Raw genomic sequence first — 20602 nt, 5'->3', positions numbered from 1 at the left:
ATTATATAGCTTATGTACAAAATCGACTAGAAGAGGTAAATGAGGGAAAGATCATGCGTGAATGGGGTTTAGCTTTTAACCAGCAATTTGAGAGATGGATGTTCATCATTATTCCAGGATCGTTGATACTTGGCTTTCTATTTGCAACACAGCTTCAGCCTTTTATTGAAATGGTTCCATACTTATTTGCCTATGTGACGCTAACGATGGCCATTGGCTGCGGATTAGGACAATTGCGAGAGGTATTGAAGCGGCCGGGCATTATGGAGCTTACTTTTTTGATCGCTCATGTCGTATCTCCGCTGGTAGCCTATGGACTTGGGGCACTCGCATTTGGTGCGGATTCGCCTTATGTGGTGGGCCTCGTTTTGTTTACGCTTATACCAATCGGAGTGTCTACCGTGCTATGGGTTGGCATGTCAGGAGGCAGCGTTCCGCTTATGCTTGCCATGGTTGTGCTCGATTCAGCGCTTAGTCCACTGGTTGTGCCTGCGGGTATCCATCTGTTCTTTGACTCCGCTGTTGAAGTGAAAGCAGGACCCATTATTGTTGATTTACTCGTTATTATTGTACTTCCTACGATCATCGGCGTCGCCCTTAATCAAATGAGCCGAGGACGTATTCAAAGCATCGTGCAGCCGTTTACAGCACCGCTTTCCAAGCTTTGTTTCGTCGGTGTTGTCGCGTTAAATGCATCGGCTATTGCGCCGCATTTAGGAGAACTGAAGCAGGATATGCTGCTGCTCGTTCCGATTGTTGTGCTGCTGGTTAGTGCCTGTTACGCCTTCGGCTACATTGGAACGGCGCCGCTTCGCAAACGCGAGCAGCAGGTGACGGTTTCCTATGCAACAGGAATGCGCAACATTTCTCTTGGCATAGTGCTGGCGCTCGGCTATTTCAGTCCAATAGCGGCTGTTCCTGTTGTGTTGTCGATTCTTATTCAGCAGCCTTTAGCAACCGTGTACCATTATGTTTTACAAAAACTTAATAATCACAAGGGTAGCGAAAGTACTGCGACGCATGTACCATAAACGATGTGTGCATGATTAAACATAAGGAGTGAATGTTAATGAACAGCTTCCGCACTAGGCTGACGCTCATCATGATTGCGATGATCGCATTATCGGTCAGTGCAGCAGGATTATTTATGGTCAAAACGTTCAAAGAAAACCATATCAACGCGCTTGAAGACAATATGGTTCGTGAGATGCAGATCATCTCGGCAAAGATGAATTGGAAATCAGGCGAAATTTCCTCCTTATATGACTATTATACAGATGAGGCAAAGGAGCTCCAGCGTTATGCGGGTGCTCGAGTAACTTTTATTCGCAATGATGGTGTGGTGTTAGGTGATTCAAATGGAGATCCTCGGGATATGGACAATCATCTAAACCGTACCGAAGTTAAGGAAGCATTGGCTACAGGAACAGGAAGATCGATTCGGGCTAGTGAAACGGTTAGACAAAATATGATGTATGTCGCTATTCCTGTGACGGTGGTGCCGGGTCAAGCGCCTGATGTCATTCGCCTTGCGATGAGTTTGAAGGAAGTTGATGAAAGCATACGTCAATTGACGATGATGCTGTTTTTAGGTTTGCTTGTACTTTTCCTTATTGCAGCTTTTATTAGCTATCGCTTGGCACTAGGTCTGACAAGACCTCTGGAGCAAATTACGAAGGTTGCTAAACGCATCAAAAACATGGATTATTTGGCAAGAGTAAAAGTGATGAAGCAAGATGAAATTGGTGAGCTTGGAAATGCTATTAATGCGATGGCAGACAGCTTGCAAGTTCAAATGACGCGTATTCAGCAAAATGAGAATCAGCTTGAGAGTGTTCTCGATAATATGATTAATGGAATCGTCATGATCGACCTGAATGGAAAAATCGTATTGATGAACAGACGTGCAGAGGAAGTACTCGGCTTCTCCGCTCGTGAGCTCGTTGGCCGCCATTATGCGGAAGCGAAGCAGCAATACGAGCTGTCTCAAATGATTCAAGAGGGTCTTAAAAGCAAACAGCATCTGCGTGAGGAAATTACGTTTTATTTTCCAGAGGAGAGGCTGCTGGAGCTTAATCTCGTGCCGATTCATCCGGAAGGGAATGATTTCTCTGGTGTGCTGCTCGTATTGCAGGACGTTTCCGCTATTCGCAGACTGGAGAGGATGCGCAGTGAATTTGTCGCAAACGTCTCCCATGAGCTGAAGACGCCGATTACTGCAGTAAAAGGTTTTGCTGAGACGCTGCTTGGCGGCGCGGTTAACGATGAGGAAACAGCACGTTCTTTCTTGCAAATTATATTTGATGAGTCAGATCGACTTAACCGATTGATCGGAGATATATTGGAGCTGTCCAAAATCGAGTCACGGCGAGTGCCGCTTGTCTTCTCGCCTGTAGAAGTGGATACATTCGTTCACAAATCGATTAAGCTGATGGAATCAGAAGCGGTACGCAAAAGAATTGAGCTCAGCATGAACATCGAGCCGGGTCTTTATGTTGAAGCCGATGAGGATCGTTTGCGTCAAATCATTATGAATTTGTTATCGAACGGAATTAACTATACGCCTGAAGGGGGCAGAGTATCCTTAAAGGTTGAAGGTTTGGGCGATGATCATATTCGCATTCAAATTAGCGATTCCGGCATAGGTATTCCGAAAAAGGATCTGCCGCGTATATTTGAACGGTTTTATCGCGTAGACAAAGCACGTTCGCGCAGCTCAGGCGGTACGGGGCTTGGATTATCGATCGTTAAGCATCTCGTTGAGCTTCATAAAGGTACCATTACGGTAACAAGCGATGTTGGTGTAGGCTCTACATTCACGATCGAGCTGCCTGTACTGCAATAGAAAAAAAGATTTACCTATTCTTCATGAATCCGTGATAAACTAAAGCTAAACGTTCTAAATATGCGGATGCGGCGTCTTTGGCGCCGCCATTCGCCAGGTTGGAGGTAACATGTCGCATAAAGTGCTCGTCATTGAAGATGAACCGACATTAGCAAGGCTTTTGTCGTACAATTTGACCCAAGAGGGCTATGAAACGACCGTTATCGATCATGGCGGGGAAGGCTTGCAGACGGCTTTGCAGCGTAATTTCGATTTGGTCATCTTAGATATCATGCTTCCTGGCATGAACGGCTTTGAAATATTAAACCGTCTTCGCCAAAATGGCGTAAGAACACCGGTCATTATTTTAACAGCTCGCAATGCGGAGGAAGAGGTTGTGCAAGGACTGAAGCATGGTGCTGATGATTATATTACGAAGCCGTTTGGCGTGGCTGAGCTTCTAGCACGCGTATCCGCGGTGCTTCGTCGGACACAGCTTGATGATAGCAAGCCGATCGAGTCTTCAGAGAAAGTCATTACAGCTGGTGATTTGTCCATCTATCCCGAGAAGTATGAGGTCATCTTAAACGGCGATACGATTCCGCTTAGACCGAAGGAGTTCGAGGTTCTGCTTTATTTAGTACAGCGTCCAGGCATGGTAATTACGCGGGATGATCTTATGAATGTCGTGTGGGGCTTCGATTATATCGGCGGCCAACGTACGGTTGATGTTCATGTGAGCTCATTGCGGAAGAAGCTGGAGCTTGGTCAGCAATCTGTACAAATTGAATCGATCCGTGGTGTAGGTTATAAGCTCGTTATGCCAAAAAAGCTCGTTACCCCGAAATTATAGGGTGGACGAGCTTTTTCTAATAGTTATGAAAGTATATCATTTGCTCCTACTTATCTTATATTTCTCCGTCAAAGCTGCTTCAGCATCCAAAGGACGCTGGAGGCATTTTTACTTGATAAGCAGACTATTGCCGGTTAAGCACAAGCATCTTACGCTGGAATTGCTTAGGCGAGCAGTCGTTGTATTTTTTAAACATTTTATAGAAATGCGCCATATTCGGCATCCCGATTCGCTCGCCAACCTCCGATATGCTCAAATCCTTCGTCAGCAATATGCGTTCAGCCCACTTCACCTTGCGATAATTCACATATTCCGTAAAAGAAAGCCCGATCGTTTTTTTGAAATATTTTACGAAGTAATAATAGCTCATATTGGCGATCTTGCAAACCTCTTCAACTTGGATACGATCTGTCAGATGATTTTCGATATAATCGAGCACCGGTTTCAGGCGTATACGTTCAAAGTTATCTTGCTCAATCAACACTTTGCGACTGTCGTTGCGGAGCAAAAGCAGTAATATTTGCTTGACTAAAACGCTGACTGCCAGCTCGTAGCCATTTTCCTTATGTGTTGTCTCGTGCAATAGCTGATGAATGTAAGAGACAGCTTGCTGCTTTGCGGTGTTGTTTTCTTGGAAAATATAATTCGCTTTACTGAGCGGTGTTTGGGTTTCTGAGAAGTACCGCATATAGGGAATCGTGCTTTGATCAAAAAACGGTTCCAGATCGAATTGAAGCACAATATAATCGAGCAAGTTATGGCTGCGATCGGAGTGCAGCTCCGAAGCTCCGATAAGCACGATGTCGCCGGAAGTCAGGTGAAAGCTTTCTTCATCGACGTAAACGTCCAGCTCACCCTCAAGAATGAGCAGCAGCTCAACCTGTTTATGATAATGCCAGTTTGTGTAACCGTCCAGACTGCGAATGGGGCGAAAAACGCGCAGCGACAGCAATGGGTTTTCGTATGCGACTTTTTCATTTATTGCTTCCAAATCTAATGTTACCCCCTTGGCGCTGCATGACAATATCCTTATTGTAGTGAATGCTTTCGCCATTAGCAATAAGGGAGCAGTATAAATGATGCGCGATTGCTCATTTATCGTTAAAATAGATATAACTTAGCAAGTATACGGAGTAAGGGATTAGCAGAGAGGGCTGGACGACATATGGAACGGGATTCGATAAAGGATTATGGTTTGGAAAATGTGCTGCTGCTCGACCGAATGAATGAGCTGGATGAATTAGATGTGTTATATCCATTTGCGCTGGATGAGCTGCTTTGCAGAAAAACAGGGCAGGGAGGTCCAGCCATTTGCCATATTTGGCGTCACCCACGAGCATTTGTTATGGGTCTGCGCGACAGCCGATTGCCAGGCGCTGCCGAAGCTGGATTGGCTCTTCAATCGGAAGGCTGGTCTACTGCTGTGCGCAATTCAGGAGGAGCTGCGGTACCGCTTGATTTGGGGGTCATTAATATATCGCTGATCATGCCGAAAAAAGCGTTGGACTCCTTTCATTTTCATGATGATTTTGAAAAAATGTATGGGCTGATTCGTCATGCATTACAGGAGACGGGCTGCAAGGTAGATAAAGGGGAAATCAAAGGCGCTTATTGTCCTGGCGAATTTGATTTGAGCATTGGCGGGTATAAGTTTTGCGGCATTGCACAGCGTCGGCAGACGCATGCCTTTATTGTACAAGCTTTTATTGTAGCGGATGGATCTGGCCAGGAGCGGGCCAGCTTCGTTCGATCCTTCTATGATAAAGCTGCGCAGGGGGAAAACGAAAACGATTATCCGCTTGTGGCTGCTGAAAGCACGGCTAGTTTGGAGCAATTGACACCGCTTGGCGCAGGAGCCGGAGAAGCTTTTGTCAAAGCGGTCAAACGAGTCATAGCTTCGCAGCAGACGGAAGCGGGTATGAGAGAAGCAGAGTCGAAGCTTGTAATGCCGACAAAAGAACAAATCATGGAAATGGCCAACTTATTGCGTTCCAGGTATGCGATTCCATCTCAATAAATTACACTAACGTTCCGTTTTGCGGATGAGCTGGTTGACGACCTCTGAGAAAATAAGACCAATGGCAATGGCTCCTGAGAGCATGAATGCTTTTACGGCTAGCTGCACGGCAATGTCATAATTGTCTTCCACGACGTTTCTCATGGCATCGTAGGCGAGTCCGCCGGGAACTAAAGGAATAATGCCGGATACGCTGAAGACGATGATGGGCGTTTTGTACAGCTTTGAGAATAGCTGGCTCACTACGGTCACGATAAAAGCAGCAATTAACGTCGCAGGAATGGTATCCAGCGACAGCTCAGTGCAGGAAATATAAATGAACCAGCCTATCATGCCAACAATACCGCAGTGCACAAGCGTTCGCTTCGGTACGTTGAAGATGAGGCCGAAGGCTGCTGAAGCTATAAAGCTAGTGACTAGCTGTTCTAATATCGACAACGTAATACACCTCCGAATTTTGCGAAATATAAGAAAGTATATCATTTTCTATTACTTATCTTATATTTCACCGTCAAAGCTGCTTCAGCGTCTAAAGTACGCCGAAGGCGTTTTTGCTCGATTAATAAAACGAGAGCACTGCGGCGATTCCCGCGCCCACAGCGAATGCCGTGAGAAAAGCTTCTGCTCCCTTCGAAAGCCCTGATACAAGGTGGCCTGCCATCAGGTCTCTGACTGCTGCTGTAATATGCAAGCCGGGCACTAGAGGCATAACAGAGCCGATAATAATTTTATCGAGGTCAAATCCATATCCTTTATGTACAAACAGCACGGACAAGGTGCCGATCAGCAAAGCCGTAATAAACTCGGAGAAAAACTTGATCGGCACGATTCGATGCAGCTTAACTGAAAAACCGAAGCTAATGCCGCTGATGAGCACAACAGGGATGAAGTCGCGCCAGCTGCCTTGGAACATGATAAGAAAACAGCCGCTCGCTATAGCAGCTGCTATGGTCTTCATCCAAACCGGATAAACGAAAGCGTTAGAGTCTATTTCCTGTAAAAGTCGGTGTGCATCGCCAGCAGCCAGCGTGCCGGTGCTAATTTTTCTGGAAATATCGTTGACTAAGGATACCTTAAGCAAATTCGTCGAACGCTCGGAAATACGAATGAGCTTCGTCATCTGGGATGAACCGTCAATGGCAAATATAATACCGGTCGGCGTGACGAAGCTATGGGAGTTCTCTATGCCGTAAGCAGCTGCAATTCGGGACATCGTATCTTCGACACGATAGGTTTCGCCGCCGTTTTGCAAAATGATTTTGCCGGCCAATAAACAAATTTGTGTAATCTCATGGCTATTGATGATGCTTTTATCCATTGCGGCCTGCCTCCCCATTCCGAGCGAAGTTGATCTTTAGGCTGTTCTTACTTGCTGCTTTTGGTTTGGTGCTCGAATTCAGCGCGAATACGTGCGAGCAGCGTAGGATCGGCAAATACGTCGTATGCGGTTGCTGCTAGCATTTTGGCACCAAATAACATGCCGTCCAGCGCATATTCGGTCATTGCCGCATCACGAAACGCCTCCGTATGAAGCAGCAAACGATCTTGTACCACCTTGACGTAAGGATGAATAGCTGGACAGCGAACGGAGACGTTGCCTAAATCAAGCGAGCCATGATCCTTGCCGATTTCCATATCCTCAGGGCGAATGCCTGCCTCGATCAGATTCGTATTGAACTGCTCGGACAATGCTTCATTAGTAAGCAGCTCGTCATAAGAGTATTCGAAATGATTTGTTGCAACGGTGCAGCCCGTCTGCAATGCGGCCCCTTCTGCACAGCGCAGCACTTTCGCAGTGAGCTCGTTTGTATACGTGCGTGAAGCCGAGCGGATATAAAATTTGGCCGATGCATAATCAGGAATGATGTTCGGTGCCTTGCCGCCATCGTCAATAATACCATGAATGCGCGCATCGCTGCGTGTTTGTTGGCGCAGCGCATTAACGCTATTGAATAGCTGAAGCACAGCATCCAGCGCATTAATTCCTTCATATGGACTTGCAGCTGCATGCGCGGCTAGACCATGAAATTCAAACTGCACAGCATCCAGCGCTAGTGATTCGCCTGAACGTTCAAACGTATAGTATGGATGCGCCATTAAAGCGAAGTCGCAGTCATCGAATAAACCTGCCTCTGCCATTGGTACTTTCGCTCCGCGTGTTTCCTCGGCTGGCGTACCATAGATGCGAATTTTTCCGCCAATGCCGCTGTTTATCAAAGCCGCTTTAAGTCCAACAGCTGCTGCCATGCTCATAGAGCAGATGAGATGATGTCCGCAGGCATGTCCGATTTCTGGCAAAGCATCATACTCGCATAAGAAGCCAACTGTCGGGCCAGGGCTTCCTGTATCGTAAACACCGATAAAAGATGTCTCAATGCCTAAAATACCACGTTCAACCTCAAACCCGTATTTTACAAGCTCCGTACAAAGCAGCTCAGAAGCAAAAAACTCCTCATGTCCAAGCTCTGGCCGACTGCCCACCGATCGTGATATCGTGCGAAAAGCGTCCGCATATAGATCAATTTCATTAAATATAAGATTTTTATTAGTCATGATGATATGAACCTCCTGAAATGAAGTGAAACCTATGAATTCGGCTGTATGTTCGGAATAGGTCGGCTACAAACAGCGGAAAGTCTGCTGTTAGCACGTATATATTCTTACAACCTCCGAAGTAACCTAGCTGAGCGTCTGTAAGAACCTATATGTTCTTATGGAGCCCGTCAGGCGTGCTGCCAACAGGGGAAAGCTACCGTTAGCACATATGTGTTCTTACGGAGCCACCCTCGAGCCGCCCAACTGCCCCCACATCAACGCATGCCGTGAATTTTTTTAAACTGCTCCGGGCTTAATCCTTCAAGCCGTCTAAAGACGGAACTGAAGTAGCTGGGGGAGTCGAAGCCGACGCGCTGGGAGATTTCGTGCATCTTGATCTCGCTTTCGCGGAACATAAGCTCCTTGCTCCGATTGACGCGCTCCCGGTTTACGTATGCCATTGGTCGCATTTTCAAAGCTTTCTTAAAAAGCAAGCATAGGTACTGCGGCGTTACATCGATACAGCCTGCTAAATCCTTTATCGTAATCAGCTTGCTGTAATTAGCTTCAATATAATGAAGAACAGGCTGCAGCTTCAAGTAGTTTTGTTCTACCGAGTGTGAACTTACAAGAATAACCTTCATTAAATCAAGTAAAAACATGTAAACCAGCTTTGAGCATTCGAGCCCGAGAAAGGATCGGCCGGATTGCGTCATTGCGTAAATGTTTTTCATGTGGGTAACAATCATATCATGATCAGCAGTCGAATAGACACCGGATTGTGTAATTCCAGCCTGCCTAAACAGCTTGTCGGACAAATCGCCTCTAAAGCTCATCCAAATGATTTCCCAAGGCGCTTGTATTGAAAAATATTGATGCTGCTCGTTCGGAAATAGGCAGAACCCTTGCCCAGCTCGAACGGTCATTTGCTGATCGCCAACATGGAGCTCGCCCGAGCCGCTAATGACTTGCAGCCATTGAAAATGAGGATAGCCGTTTGGACGGTCAATCGGCTCTTGATCGCTCCAATGCCCGATACTCGTGAGATAAACCGGGAGTGTCTTGTCTGTCTCTGTCAAAATCGGAAAAACCATCGTGTCGATAGCGGTGGCCTCCTGTTTCATATTTTTATAATGATGCGAAAATACTGTTATATAGTTGGTTCGAGGAACAAGCTATAATATGAATATCATTATAGTATAACCAATAATAGCCGCAAGCAAGACGAAAATGGAGGCAGATGAGATGAGTATGAAATTTCCCCCGATAAGTGCAAAAATTCCGCAAATGCTGCATGGTGCAGATTATAATCCAGATCAATGGCAGAAGTATCCCGAGGTGCTGGAGGAAGACATCCGACTCATGAAGCTTGCACATTGCAACGTGATGTCTGTAGGCATTTTTGCATGGATGGCGATCGAGCCTGAGGAAGGCGTATTTACATTTGAATGGCTGGACACGTTGCTTGATAAATTTGCTGCTAACGGCATCTATGCCTTGCTTGCTACACCAAGCGGAGCACGTCCGGTATGGATGTCTCAAAAATATCCGGAAGTGCTGCGCGTTGCACCTAACGGAATTCGTAATTTGCATGGTGCGCGTCACAACCACTGCTTCAGCTCACCTGTATATCGCGAGAAGGTAACGATCATGAACTCGAAGCTGGCTGAACGTTATTCGGATCATCCTGCGGTCATCGGCTGGCATATATCAAATGAATATGGCGGCGAATGTCACTGCTCGTATTGTGAAGACGCTTTCCGCGACTGGCTGAAAAATAAATACGGTACACTAGAAGCGCTTAACGATGCTTGGTGGACGACGTTCTGGAGCCATACGTATACCGATTGGAGCCAAGTCGAGTCGCCAACCGATCGTGGCGAGAAAGCGGTTCACGGCCAGAATGTTGACTGGAGAAGATTCGTTACGGATCAAACGGTTGATTTCTGCCGCAACGAAATTGCTCCGCTGCGCGCTGCTAACAGCGAGCTTCCGATTACGACGAACTTTATGCTTGATTTTGAGCCGCTTAACTATTGGAAGTTTACAGAGCTGCTCGATATGATTTCGTGGGATGCTTATCCAACTTGGCACGACAATGGAGGAGACGACAGCGAGCAAGCGGCATGGATCGGCTTTAACCATGATGTGTTTCGTTCGCTTGGCGGCGGAAAGCCGTTCATGCTGATGGAAAGCACGCCGAGCATGACGAATTGGCAGCCGATCAGCAAAGTGAAGCGTCCAGGCATGCATATGCTGTCATCGCTTCAAGCGGTTGCACATGGATCAGATACTGTTCAGTATTTCCAGTGGCGCAAGAGCAGAGGCTCAAGCGAGAAGCTGCACGGTGCAGTAGTGGACCATGTCGGCCATGAGCATACTCGCGTTTTCCGCGATGTGGCTGAGCTTGGCGAAGCTTTGGAGAAGCTGACCGAAGTAGTAGGTACAACTGTGAAGCCAGAGGTAGCGCTCATCTATGATTGGGAAAATCGCTGGGCAGTAAAGGATTCGCAAGGCCCGCGCAATAGCGGACTTCATTATGAGGAAACGGCTAAACGCCATTATCGTCCGTTCTGGGATCTGGGTGTGCCAGTGGACATTATTGATTCGGAATGCAGCTTTGATTCGTACAAGCTCCTTATTGCTCCTATGTTATATATGGTGCGTCCAGGTGTAGGCGAGCGCATTGAACGTTTTGTTGAAAATGGAGGTACTTTCATCGCTACTTATTGGACAGGTATCGTTGATGAGAATGATCTATGCTTCCTAACAGGTTTCCCAGGACCGCTGCGCAAGACGCTTGGGATCTGGTCTGAGGAGATCGATTCGCTGCATGATCATGATTCCAATCAGGTCGTGCTGAAGGACGGAAATAAGCTTGGACTGAGCGGCCAATATACAGCACGCGAGCTCTGTGATCTCATCCATCTTGAAGGTGCGGAGGCACTTGCTGTATATGGAGAGGATTTCTATGCGGGTCGCCCTGCCTTAACGTTAAATCATTTGGGTGCAGGCAAAGCCTATTATGTTGCATCGCGCAACGAAGCAGCTTTTACAAACGATTTTCTGACTCGAATTATAGAGCAAGAGGGGATCAAGCGAGTTCTTGATTCCGAGCTGCCGCATGGCGTAACTGCACAATTAAGAACGGATGGCGTGAATGACTACGTCTTTGTATCCAATTTCAGTGCAAATGAGGTTTCGGTTGCTTTAGATGCTCAGCAGTATACAGATTTGTTGACGGGTGCGGCTCTAAACAACAGTGTTGAATTGAAGCCTTACGGCTGCCGGATCTTGAAACGAGCTTCGAAATAATACTAGTCTTATAGAAAAGCTGTGTGAAGCGTACAGGAAACTGGACGTGGATCACAGCTTTTTTGATGTTTAGTCATAAAGACTCTCTTATTAGAAAATACAATAGGCATGTTTTTACGGAAATTAAAAAATATATTGTCGAATTTAACATTCCGATAACATTTCTACCTAATTCAATTGATGCTTGCGACCTATAGTGAGTGCATAAGGAAAAAGAAGGAAGGGTGAGGGTGAAGTGACAGCGACTGTTCTAGATAAAGAAAAACAATCAGCTATCGAGAAAAATGAGCGTACTGCTCCAAACACACCACTTAACGGAAACGTACAACAATCAATTGAGGTAAAAGGAACCGATGAAAGGACTGTTAAGCAAGCGGAGCAGCGTGCTGATGAAATAACCATTCATCCGGTAAAAGCAGAAGCAACGCGCCTGCATCATTTTTTGCGTCAGGCTCCAACAATAGACGCAGAGCATACATGCCGGCAGACGATCGCTGTGTTTAAGAAGCATCCGGAAAGTGAGTGCATTATCGTAACTGGGGAGCAAGGGGCTCCTATCGGTCTGATGATGCGCAATCGTTTCTTCCTGAAGCTGGGCCATCGCTTTAGCGCAGATTTGTATGATGACAAACCGATTACAAAGCTTATGGATGCGAGTCCGCTCGTAGTCGATTATGATTATGCACCGCAGCAGCTCATTGACAGCGCATTAAGCCGCCACGAGAGTGTGCTTTACGATTGTGTCATCGTTACATTAAAAAATAAGCTTGCAGGTATATTGACTGTGTCGGACATGCTCAAGATTTCCCGGCTGCTGCAGCAGGAAGCCGTTGATGCGCAAATGAGTACGATTCGCTCAGCAGAGCAGCGGGTGAGAGAGATCGAACAAGCCGTCAGCAGCGTTCGCAAGTCAACTGAACATGGCGAGTCAATGTCTGTAGATATGGTCGATTTGACCCTAACCGGCAAAAACGAGCTGGATAAAGTAACAAAAGCTTTTAACGCTATGACGCTGAATTCTGAGCTTCAGGAGAAACGGATGAATGAGCTTCAATCTGAGGCGGGGTCTATCAGCAAAGTTTCTTTATTAATAAAAGAACTGGCAGAGATGAGTAATCTACTCGCGCTGAATGCTTCTATAGAAGCAGCCCGTGCAGGGGAACATGGGCGCGGGTTTGCGGTAGTAGCTGGTGAAGTGATGAAGCTGGCAGGCCAAACGAAGCAATTTGCGAACGAAATTACGACGTTGACGAAAACGATAGTTGATGCGATTACGCAAACGACAAGTCTTGCTCATTCGGGACGAATGGAGACGATCGCAAGCGAAGCGAATATCAGTGAAGCCGTAGAGGTGTTTAATCATCTTTTCCGAGCGGCTGCTGATAATCGCAATAGCGCGAAGCAAATTGGCGTTTTATCGGAGCAGGCACATCAGCAAGCCGTTCATATCGCAGTCGAAATGAAAAAATTACAGCAATCTTATTTTTAACATGGAGTTTACAAAAACAGAATACGAGGTTTACAAACGGCTAGTAGTATAAGAGGCACGGGGATGAACCCTTACAGACATAATAAGAGGAGTGGTAGAGTTGTTAAAGAAAAAAGGGTTTAAAGGAATTCTAATGTTGTCGATGGTGACGCTGCTCGTATTCGCAGCTGCATGTGGTAATAATAGCGGAAATAAAGGTTCTGAAAATACAGGATCTAAGAATAACACTGCAACTAACGCACCAGCTGGTGAAGATGTGAAATTGTCAGGCGAGATTAAAATTGATGGTTCAAGCACAGTGTTCCCACTTACAGAAGCAGCAGCTGAAGAATTCAACAAAGAGCACAAAGATGTACGAGTACCGGTTGGCGTATCTGGCACAGGCGGCGGCTTCAAACAATTTTGCGCAGGCGAAATTGCCATTGCAGATGCTTCCCGTCCTATTAAAGAAGAAGAAGCAGCAGCTTGTAAAACAGCTGGCATCGAATATACAGAGCTTTCTGTAGCATTTGACGGTTTGTCTGTCGTTGTAAGCAAAGACAATGACTTCATCGACCATTTGACAGTAGAAGAGTTGAACAAGATCTTTACAACTGGCAGCACAGTAACTACTTGGAAAGACGTTCGCGACACTTTCCCTGCTGAGCCGATCGTAATGTTCTCACCAGGCGCTGATTCCGGAACTTATGACTACTTTAATGAAGCTATTCTTGAAAAAGCAGGCATTCGCAATGATAAAGCAATCAGCTTCTCTGAAGATGACAACGCACTTGTTCAAGGCGTAGCAGGCAGCAAATACGGCATTGGCTACTTCGGTTTTGCTTACTTTGAAGAAAACCAAGATAAATTGAAAGTTGTTCCTGTAGACGGCGGCAAAGGCGCTATTGCACCAACTTATGACACAATTAAAGACGGCACTTATGCTCCATTGTCCCGTCCACTCTTCATCTATGCAAACAATAAAGAGCTTGAGCGTCCAGAAGTGAACGCATTCGTCAAATACTATATCAACAACATCGGTACTTTTGCTGGCGAAGTTGGTTATGTATCACTTCCAGATGAGCAATACGCAACAGAAGCAGCAAAAATTAAATAAGCAACAAACGACCTGATGAAAATGTGTGGTGTCTCGAGGGACATCACCTTTTTATCGGCACAAATGTAAACGAATTGTAAAGGCAAGAAGGAGGACGCTGCAATGCCAAGCCAAGGGCTGCAAACGGTCAGTAAGGCTCAAACAAACAGCAAGGAAGTCTATGATTTCAAAAATAAACGCGTAAGCATCATGAACAAGTTGATGCCAATCCTATTGTTCCTGTGTGCATCCGTATCTGTTCTAACTACAATAGGTATTGTCGTCACACTCATCTCAGAGACCTATCAGTTTTTTCAAAAAATACCGATTTTTGATTTCTTGTTTGGGACCAAATGGTCACCGTTAATTCCGCCCAAAAGCTTCGGCGTTTTGCCGCTCCTGTCAGGCACGCTCATGATTACGTTTATCGCTTGTTTAGTCGCTATCCCACTAGGGCTTGCAAGTGCCATTTACTTATCAGAATATGCACCGAAGCGGGTTCGTAAAGTAATTAAACCGATATTGGAGGTACTCGCAGGAGTTCCAACTATCGTATATGGTTACTTTGCTCTTAGCTTGGTTACACCGCTTATTCAAAGTATTTTTCATAGCGCCGGCGTGTTCAATGCATTAAGTGCCGGTATTGTTGTGGGTATTATGATTATTCCTATGGTTTGCTCGCTAAGTGAGGATGCGATGTCCTCTGTACCGCGCAGCTTGCGTGACGGCGCTTATGCGCTAGGCGCAACACGGTTCGAGGTTGCTTTGAAAATCGTTGTGCCAGCAGCCTTCTCGGGTATCGTGGCTTCTGCCGTACTTGCTTTCTCAAGGGCGATCGGCGAGACGATGATCGTTACGGTAGCGGCAGGCTCTACACCTAATATGACGGCTAATCCGCTCGAGAGCATCCAGACGATGACCGCTTATATCGTTCAGGTCAGCCTTGGGGATACGCCGCATGGAACGGTTGAGTATGGATCGATCTTCGCGGTCGGCATGACGTTGTTCGTCATTACATTCCTACTCAATATTCTTGCCCAGTACATTGCAAGAAGATTCAGAGAGGAGTACTAAGATGAACATATTTCTAGATGCAAACCGCAAACAAATTGCTAATCGTAGGAAAAAGGATTGGATGCTGCATATCCTGTTCGTCGCCGCCACTTCCATCGGCGTTCTCGCGCTTTGCGCGTTAATCGTAGATATTTTGATCGACGGTATTGCAAGGCTCCAGCCTGATCTATTCACGAACTTCCCGTCTCGCAAAGCGGACGGTTCCGGAATGAAGTCAGCGCTGGTTGGTACAATTTACATGCTGCTTATTATGGCGCCTATTTCCTTTATTTTTGGAGTAGGAGCTGCGATTTTCTTGGAGGAATATGCGAAAAAGGGCCGGATTACCCGGATGATTCAGCTTAATATCAGTACACTAGCGGGCGTTCCGTCCATCGTATACGGTATTTTGGGCTTAACCTTGTTCGTACGACTGCTTGCGCTTGATCGCAGCCTCATTGCAGGGGCGCTCACGATGACGCTGCTTGTGCTTCCTATTATTATCGTATCTGCACAAGAAGCAATTCGTGCCGTTCCGAAATCACGCCGTGATGCTTCGTTCGCTCTAGGCGCAACCAAGTGGCAGACCGTTTCTCGCTCTGTTATGCCCTCAGCTCTTCCGGGCGTACTAACTGGCGTCATTCTTGCTATGTCTCGTGCAATTGGAGAAACGGCACCGCTAGTTATGATCGGAGCATTAACGTATGTTGCCTTTTTGCCAGAAGGTCTTAAGGATTCGTTTACGGTTATTCCTATTCAAGTGTACAACTGGTTGTCTAAGCCACAGCTTGAATTTAAGGAGCTTGCGGCCAGCGGTATTATCGTTTTACTAGCGCTGCTGTTGCTAATGAACTTTTCGGCTATTTTGCTTCGCAACAAGTATCAGAAGAATATTTAGGAGGAAAACGATATGGAAGCACTTATTAATATTAACAAGCTGAATTTGTTTTACGGCGCTTTCCACGCTTTGAAGGATGTAACGCTAACGATACCTGAGAAAGCAATCACTGCATTCATCGGTCCATCCGGCTGCGGAAAGTCAACTTTGCTTCGTACACTAAACCGTATGAACGATATGATACCGGGCACTCGGATTGAGGGAGGTATCGCCATTGGCGGTACTGAAATTTACTCGAATGAAGTGGATGTTGAAACACTGCGCAAAAAGGTCGGCATGGTATTCCAACAGCCGAACCCATTCCCGAAATCAATTTATGATAACGTGGCATACGGTCCTCGCCTGCATGGTATTACTAGCAAGCGCGAGCTCGATGAAATTGTAGAAACAAGCTTGAAATCCGCGGTATTGTGGGATGAAGTAAAGGATCACTTGAAACGTTCCGCGTTCGGTTTATCTGGTGGACAGCAGCAGCGCCTTTGTATTGCCCGCGCACTTGCAGTAAACCCAAATATTTTGCTTATGGATGAGGCGACATCAGCGCTTGACCCGATTTCCACGCTGAAAATTGAAGAGCTTGCTCAAGAATTGAAAGATAAATACACAATCGTGATGGTTACTCACAACATGCACCAGGCAGCCCGCGTATCCAATCAAACGGTGTTTTTCTTGAATGGCGAGGTCGTTGAATACTCGGATACGGAGAAGCTGTTCTCCAATCCAACCGATCAGCGCACAGAAGATTATATAAGCGGACGTTTCGGCTAAGCCGGACGGATCGTGGGAGAAAACTTCTATTCAAGAGGCTGAATCATATGATTTTGGCTTTGCGAATGATGTTGTTTTACAAACCTTGTAGGGGGAATGCCGTTCATGATGACCACGCGTAAAGAGTTTGACCAAGGACTAGAGCATCTTCATAATTTGCTGATTGATATGGGTACTTTTGTTGAAAAAGCGCTCGTAGAATCGATGGAAGCATTAAAAACCGTTGATGTTGACCGTGCGAAGCAGGTCATAAAGCTGGACCCGTCGCTTAACCAAATGGAAGAGAAGATTACGGAAATCGGCTCGAAGCTGATCGCTACGCAGCAGCCTGTTGCCAAGGATTTGAGAAGAATTCTGTCCTCGTTTAAGATTGCAAGCGATTTGGAGCGTATGGGCGATCTCTCCGTTGATATTGCTAAGGTTGTATTGCGTTTAGAGGGTCAGGAGCTAATAAAACCGTTAATCGATTTGCCGCGCATGGCAGAAATTGTTCAGCTTATGACATACGAGTCCATTCAATCGTTTATTCAAGAAAACGTGGACCTTGCTTACAAAATGGCGAAGGACGACGATCAGGTTGATGCCCTGTATGGACAAATTACGCGCGAGCTTTATTCCCTTATGATGGAAAACCCTCGCAACATTACACAGTCATCGCTACTTACTCTCGTCGGACGTTACCTCGAAAGATTCGGTGATCACGCGACGAACATCGGTGAGAGCGTCGTTTATCTCGTAACGGGCAATCGTCCGGATTTGAACGTATAACCTACTGAAAACATACTTAAGACCGCCCACGCTTAGCTGCTGGACGGTTTTTTTGTTTAGGAGAAAAGAACTAAGAAAAATGTCGAATTTTACCGCAAGTTAATCCTTTTATGCATCTCTATTCACAATTGGCTGGTAAAGTAATACATAAAGGAACTGAAATAGACGATAGTCGATTGAGGGGATTGGCATGAATGGAGTCGGGGTTGGTTTATTCAATCGAGATATGCTCCGCAGCATAAAAGAGCGCTGGCATGAAGGCGGAATTGGTGTCATTTACGTCCGTTTTCGCCTCGGTAACACAGCAGCAGAATCAGCATTGCAGCTATGGGAGGGCACGGAGGCAAGGCTTTTCTGGCGTCAGCGCCTTGAATGGGATTACTTTTATTTATTTGATCGGCAGCAGAAGGATGAACCGATCATTCGAGTGGTCGAGAAAGCGATGGAGCGGCTTATTGATAGGCTAAGGAAGTCTGATGCAAAAAAGGAAGACGGGGCTTTCTCAGACACCGATCTGGAGGTAAGCATAGGTCTTTCAACTGCATACCCTCCAGCAACCGGCCGTTCCTCGGAGTCGGTTGTTTATCGGATGATTCTTGATGCAATGGAGCAAAGCGCATATAACGTTACTCTCGGAAGGAACCGCCAAGAAACTCTAGCCGAAGGCAAACCCAAAATAGAAAACTACAGTCAGATCATCGGAGCAGGCGAGCCAGTGCAGCAGATGCATTTGCCGGGGAACTATAGCCGAACCGTTCGAATTGGCGGGATTGCCGCACCTTTTCCGATATTTCCTGCCCGGGCCAGGGTGTCCGAGGTTGCTTATTTTTTCGATACGAATGCGAAGGCGCAAGGCGCGGTCATTGTCGATAAAGGCAGACCGATAGGCATCTTAATGAAAGAGAAGCTGCATCAAATGTTAGCTGGGCAATTCGGGCTGCCTCTTTATTGGAACAGACCAATTGAGCGGATTATGAACAATCAACCGCTTATTGTGGATGAGCAGCTTACTGTCGAGCATGTATCTCAGCTGGCAATGGCAAGGGATTTCTCGCAGCTATACGATGTCGTTCTCATTACGAAGGATGGACAGATGGCAGGAGCAGCTACGATCAGGTCTATTTTGGAATGCATGACAGCGCTTCGCACGGAGGCAGCACGAACAGCTAATCCGCTTACGGGACTGCCGGGGAACGAGGAAATTCAGCTAGAATTGAGCCAGCGGATCGGACAAGGTGAGCCGTTTGCTGTCGTCTATGCGGACTTGGACTATTTTAAATGGTATAACGATTCCTTTGGTTTTGGGCTCGGTGATAATTTGATTCGCTATTTGGGAGATATTCTGCGCATGGAGCTTGATCAGCTCGGAGCAGGCGACGACTTTGTCGGACATATAGGCGGTGATGATTTCATCGTGGTAATGAGAGCAGATTCGGCGGAGCAACTATGTCAGGCTATGATTAAGCGTTTCGATAGCGGGATTAAAGCATTTTACGGCGGCGCCCAAGTAACGACGGTTGAGGATAGAGAGGGGAATCTCATTGATCAGGAGGGTGTAACGCTTTCTTTGTCACTCATGTTATGGGATGGCAGAGTAGCGCTTGCGGCAGATGATATTCCGAGGATTGCGGCAAAGCTGAAGAAACAAGCGAAAGCTCTTAAAGGCAGCGTCTATGTCATGGATCAAATTATAGGAATGCATCATGGAGAGGAACGGAACGGAAATTGAGACAACTACGGGACATATGGCGGCTAAACGATACGGAAAACGTGAGCTCGGGTCATCTTGGTATTATTTATTTATCATGGCAGTTTCCTACGGATGTTCGGAAAAATCATTTATCCGCGCAGCATGAGAAATGGCGTGTTTTTGCAGAGAATGAGGTGAAGGCTGCATTTGGAAGCTCTCTATTATATGAAGGGCTGCAATGGATGAAGGAGGATTTATTTATCCATATGCGCTTGCCGGCCGGGCATCAACTGCTGCAGGAGGACTGGCTGCTTGAGCTGGCCTATAAGCAAACCGCTGATTGGGAGAAACAATTTGCAGAGGAGATTTGCTTTGAGGGGCTAGCTGATGTGCTTGGGAAGCTTCATGTTGGTGTATCTGTCGTACCCAATGACAATGACCCTGTGGATGGCCTCGTCTGGTATGATGCGATGAAAAAAGCAATTTTGCACGGGCAATCCGCTGGATCGATGGAACGAAGCTTGAAGCGCCGAGCTCTGGAACGAGTCATTAGCGAGCGGCTTATTCAGCCAGTATATCAGCCTATCGTATCGCTGCTGCGCGAAGGAGAGGTATTTGGCTTCGAAGCGCTATCGCGTACGCAGGATCAAACTTGGTTCTCCGGGCCAATGGAGCTCTTTCAGTGTGCTGAGCAGGAGGGTTTGACTTATAGCTTGGATAGACTGGCGAGAGAAAAGGCGATAGACGGCTGTCTGCGGCTCATGCCAGGGCAAAAGCTATTCATCAATGTGATGGCGCAAATTATGGAAGATCCAAGCTTCTCGCCTGGGCAAACGCTCAGTCTGCTGGAGCAGCATAAGCTATCGCCCCATCATGTTGTATTTGAAATTACAGAACGAAGCTCAATCGCGGATTTTGGCTCCGTGAAAAAGGCGTTGGAGCATTATCGAAGCCAAGGTTATCAAATTGCAATTGATGATGTTGGAGCGGGTTATTCGTCCTTACAATCAATCGCTGAGCTGCGTCCTGATTATTTGAAGGTGGATCGGTCGATTATTCAGAATATCCACTTGGATGAGATGAAAGAGCATATTTTGTACACGCTGGTTCAGATTGCAGCAAAAATGGATATTTCCATTATCGCCGAAGGCATAGAACTTGAAGCGGAGCTTGCGAAGGTGCGTGAGATGGGGATTGAATACGCTCAAGGTTATTTATTAGGCAGGCCTGCTCCTTTTCACTCCATGATGATGTAACCGATACAAAAAAGGGCTATCCCATCGCAGCGATGCTTGGGAATAGCCCTTTTTGTGGTAT

At 46.5% G+C, this 20602-nt stretch carries 18 protein-coding genes; 13 read left to right on the top strand and 5 right to left on the bottom strand.

The annotated features are described in order from the left end of the window. Positions 1-53: 53 nt before the first annotated feature. From AC0VYE_RS24280 to AC0VYE_RS24270, 3 genes are all read left to right on the top strand, one after another. Complete coding sequence (locus tag AC0VYE_RS24280) at positions 54-1031, top strand: bile acid:sodium symporter family protein (protein ID WP_475443148.1); 978 nt, start codon at positions 54-56, stop codon at positions 1029-1031. A 38-nt stretch (positions 1032-1069) separates the two neighbouring features. After that, on the top strand, positions 1070-2845 hold the full coding sequence (gene pnpS, locus AC0VYE_RS24275; protein ID WP_076270200.1) for a two-component system histidine kinase PnpS: 1776 nt from the start codon (positions 1070-1072) through the stop codon (positions 2843-2845). Between the two features lie 109 nt (positions 2846-2954). Then, positions 2955-3677, top strand: a complete 723-nt coding sequence (locus AC0VYE_RS24270; RefSeq protein ID WP_076270199.1) for a response regulator transcription factor — start codon at positions 2955-2957, stop codon at positions 3675-3677. Between the two features lie 124 nt (positions 3678-3801). On the opposite strand, the gene AC0VYE_RS24265 is transcribed toward AC0VYE_RS24270, so the two are convergent. After that, complete coding sequence (locus AC0VYE_RS24265; protein ID WP_076270198.1) at positions 3802-4668, bottom strand: AraC family transcriptional regulator; 867 nt, start codon at positions 4666-4668, stop codon at positions 3802-3804. 174 nt (positions 4669-4842) lie between these two features. Between AC0VYE_RS24265 and AC0VYE_RS24260 the strand changes: the two genes are divergently transcribed. After that, positions 4843-5694, top strand: coding sequence for a lipoate--protein ligase family protein (locus tag AC0VYE_RS24260; protein ID WP_475443147.1), 852 nt, complete (start codon positions 4843-4845; stop codon positions 5692-5694). A 6-nt stretch (positions 5695-5700) separates the two neighbouring features. On the opposite strand, the gene AC0VYE_RS24255 is transcribed toward AC0VYE_RS24260, so the two are convergent. The 4 genes from AC0VYE_RS24255 to AC0VYE_RS24240 form a co-directional block, all read right to left on the bottom strand. Then, complete coding sequence (locus AC0VYE_RS24255; RefSeq protein ID WP_083682409.1) at positions 5701-6177, bottom strand: threonine/serine exporter family protein; 477 nt, start codon at positions 6175-6177, stop codon at positions 5701-5703. 76 nt (positions 6178-6253) lie between these two features. Continuing rightward, positions 6254-7012, bottom strand: coding sequence for a threonine/serine exporter family protein (locus tag AC0VYE_RS24250; RefSeq protein ID WP_076270196.1), 759 nt, complete (start codon positions 7010-7012; stop codon positions 6254-6256). Between the two features lie 47 nt (positions 7013-7059). Continuing rightward, on the bottom strand, positions 7060-8247 hold the full coding sequence (locus AC0VYE_RS24245; RefSeq protein WP_475443146.1) for a M20 family metallopeptidase: 1188 nt from the start codon (positions 8245-8247) through the stop codon (positions 7060-7062). Positions 8248-8504: 257 nt separating this feature from the next. Continuing rightward, entirely contained in the window at positions 8505-9353 is an 849-nt protein-coding gene (locus AC0VYE_RS24240) for a helix-turn-helix transcriptional regulator (RefSeq protein ID WP_083682407.1), read from the bottom strand. A gap of 121 nt (positions 9354-9474) precedes the next feature. On the opposite strand from AC0VYE_RS24240, the gene AC0VYE_RS24235 reads away from it, so the two are divergent. The 9 genes from AC0VYE_RS24235 to AC0VYE_RS24195 all read left to right on the top strand — a co-directional run bounded on the left by AC0VYE_RS24235 (position 9475) and on the right by AC0VYE_RS24195 (position 20541). Then, entirely contained in the window at positions 9475-11544 is a 2070-nt protein-coding gene (locus tag AC0VYE_RS24235; RefSeq protein WP_475443145.1) for a beta-galactosidase, read from the top strand. A 235-nt stretch (positions 11545-11779) separates the two neighbouring features. Then, entirely contained in the window at positions 11780-13033 is a 1254-nt protein-coding gene (locus AC0VYE_RS24230) for a methyl-accepting chemotaxis protein (RefSeq protein ID WP_475443144.1), read from the top strand. Positions 13034-13133: 100 nt separating this feature from the next. After that, entirely contained in the window at positions 13134-14129 is a 996-nt protein-coding gene (locus tag AC0VYE_RS24225) for a PstS family phosphate ABC transporter substrate-binding protein (protein ID WP_076270191.1), read from the top strand. Positions 14130-14318: 189 nt separating this feature from the next. Continuing rightward, positions 14319-15182, top strand: coding sequence for a phosphate ABC transporter permease subunit PstC (pstC, locus tag AC0VYE_RS24220; RefSeq protein ID WP_256711019.1), 864 nt, complete (start codon positions 14319-14321; stop codon positions 15180-15182). 1 nt (position 15183) lies between these two features. Further along, positions 15184-16059: a phosphate ABC transporter permease PstA gene (gene pstA / locus AC0VYE_RS24215; RefSeq protein WP_076270190.1), complete on the top strand. Its 876-nt coding sequence runs from the start codon at positions 15184-15186 to the stop codon at positions 16057-16059. 12 nt (positions 16060-16071) lie between these two features. Continuing rightward, positions 16072-16827 carry a phosphate ABC transporter ATP-binding protein PstB gene (gene pstB, locus AC0VYE_RS24210; protein WP_308999341.1) on the top strand — a complete coding sequence of 252 codons (756 nt, stop codon included), beginning with the start codon at positions 16072-16074 and terminating at the stop codon, positions 16825-16827. 108 nt (positions 16828-16935) lie between these two features. Beyond that, positions 16936-17595: a phosphate signaling complex protein PhoU gene (phoU, locus tag AC0VYE_RS24205; protein WP_076270305.1), complete on the top strand. Its 660-nt coding sequence runs from the start codon at positions 16936-16938 to the stop codon at positions 17593-17595. Positions 17596-17785: 190 nt separating this feature from the next. Beyond that, on the top strand, positions 17786-19324 hold the full coding sequence (locus tag AC0VYE_RS24200) for a GGDEF domain-containing protein (RefSeq protein ID WP_475443143.1): 1539 nt from the start codon (positions 17786-17788) through the stop codon (positions 19322-19324). Beyond that, positions 19321-20541, top strand: coding sequence for an EAL domain-containing protein (locus AC0VYE_RS24195; protein ID WP_475443142.1), 1221 nt, complete (start codon positions 19321-19323; stop codon positions 20539-20541). The genes AC0VYE_RS24200 and AC0VYE_RS24195 overlap by 4 nt, the downstream gene beginning before the upstream one ends. The last annotated feature ends 61 nt before the right edge of the window (positions 20542-20602 follow it).

It is taken from the genome of Pristimantibacillus sp. Z349TD_6 (assembly GCF_056173205.1).
The sequence above is the reverse complement of the archived record's forward strand: the minus strand, read 5'-3'. Positions and strand labels throughout refer to the sequence as shown.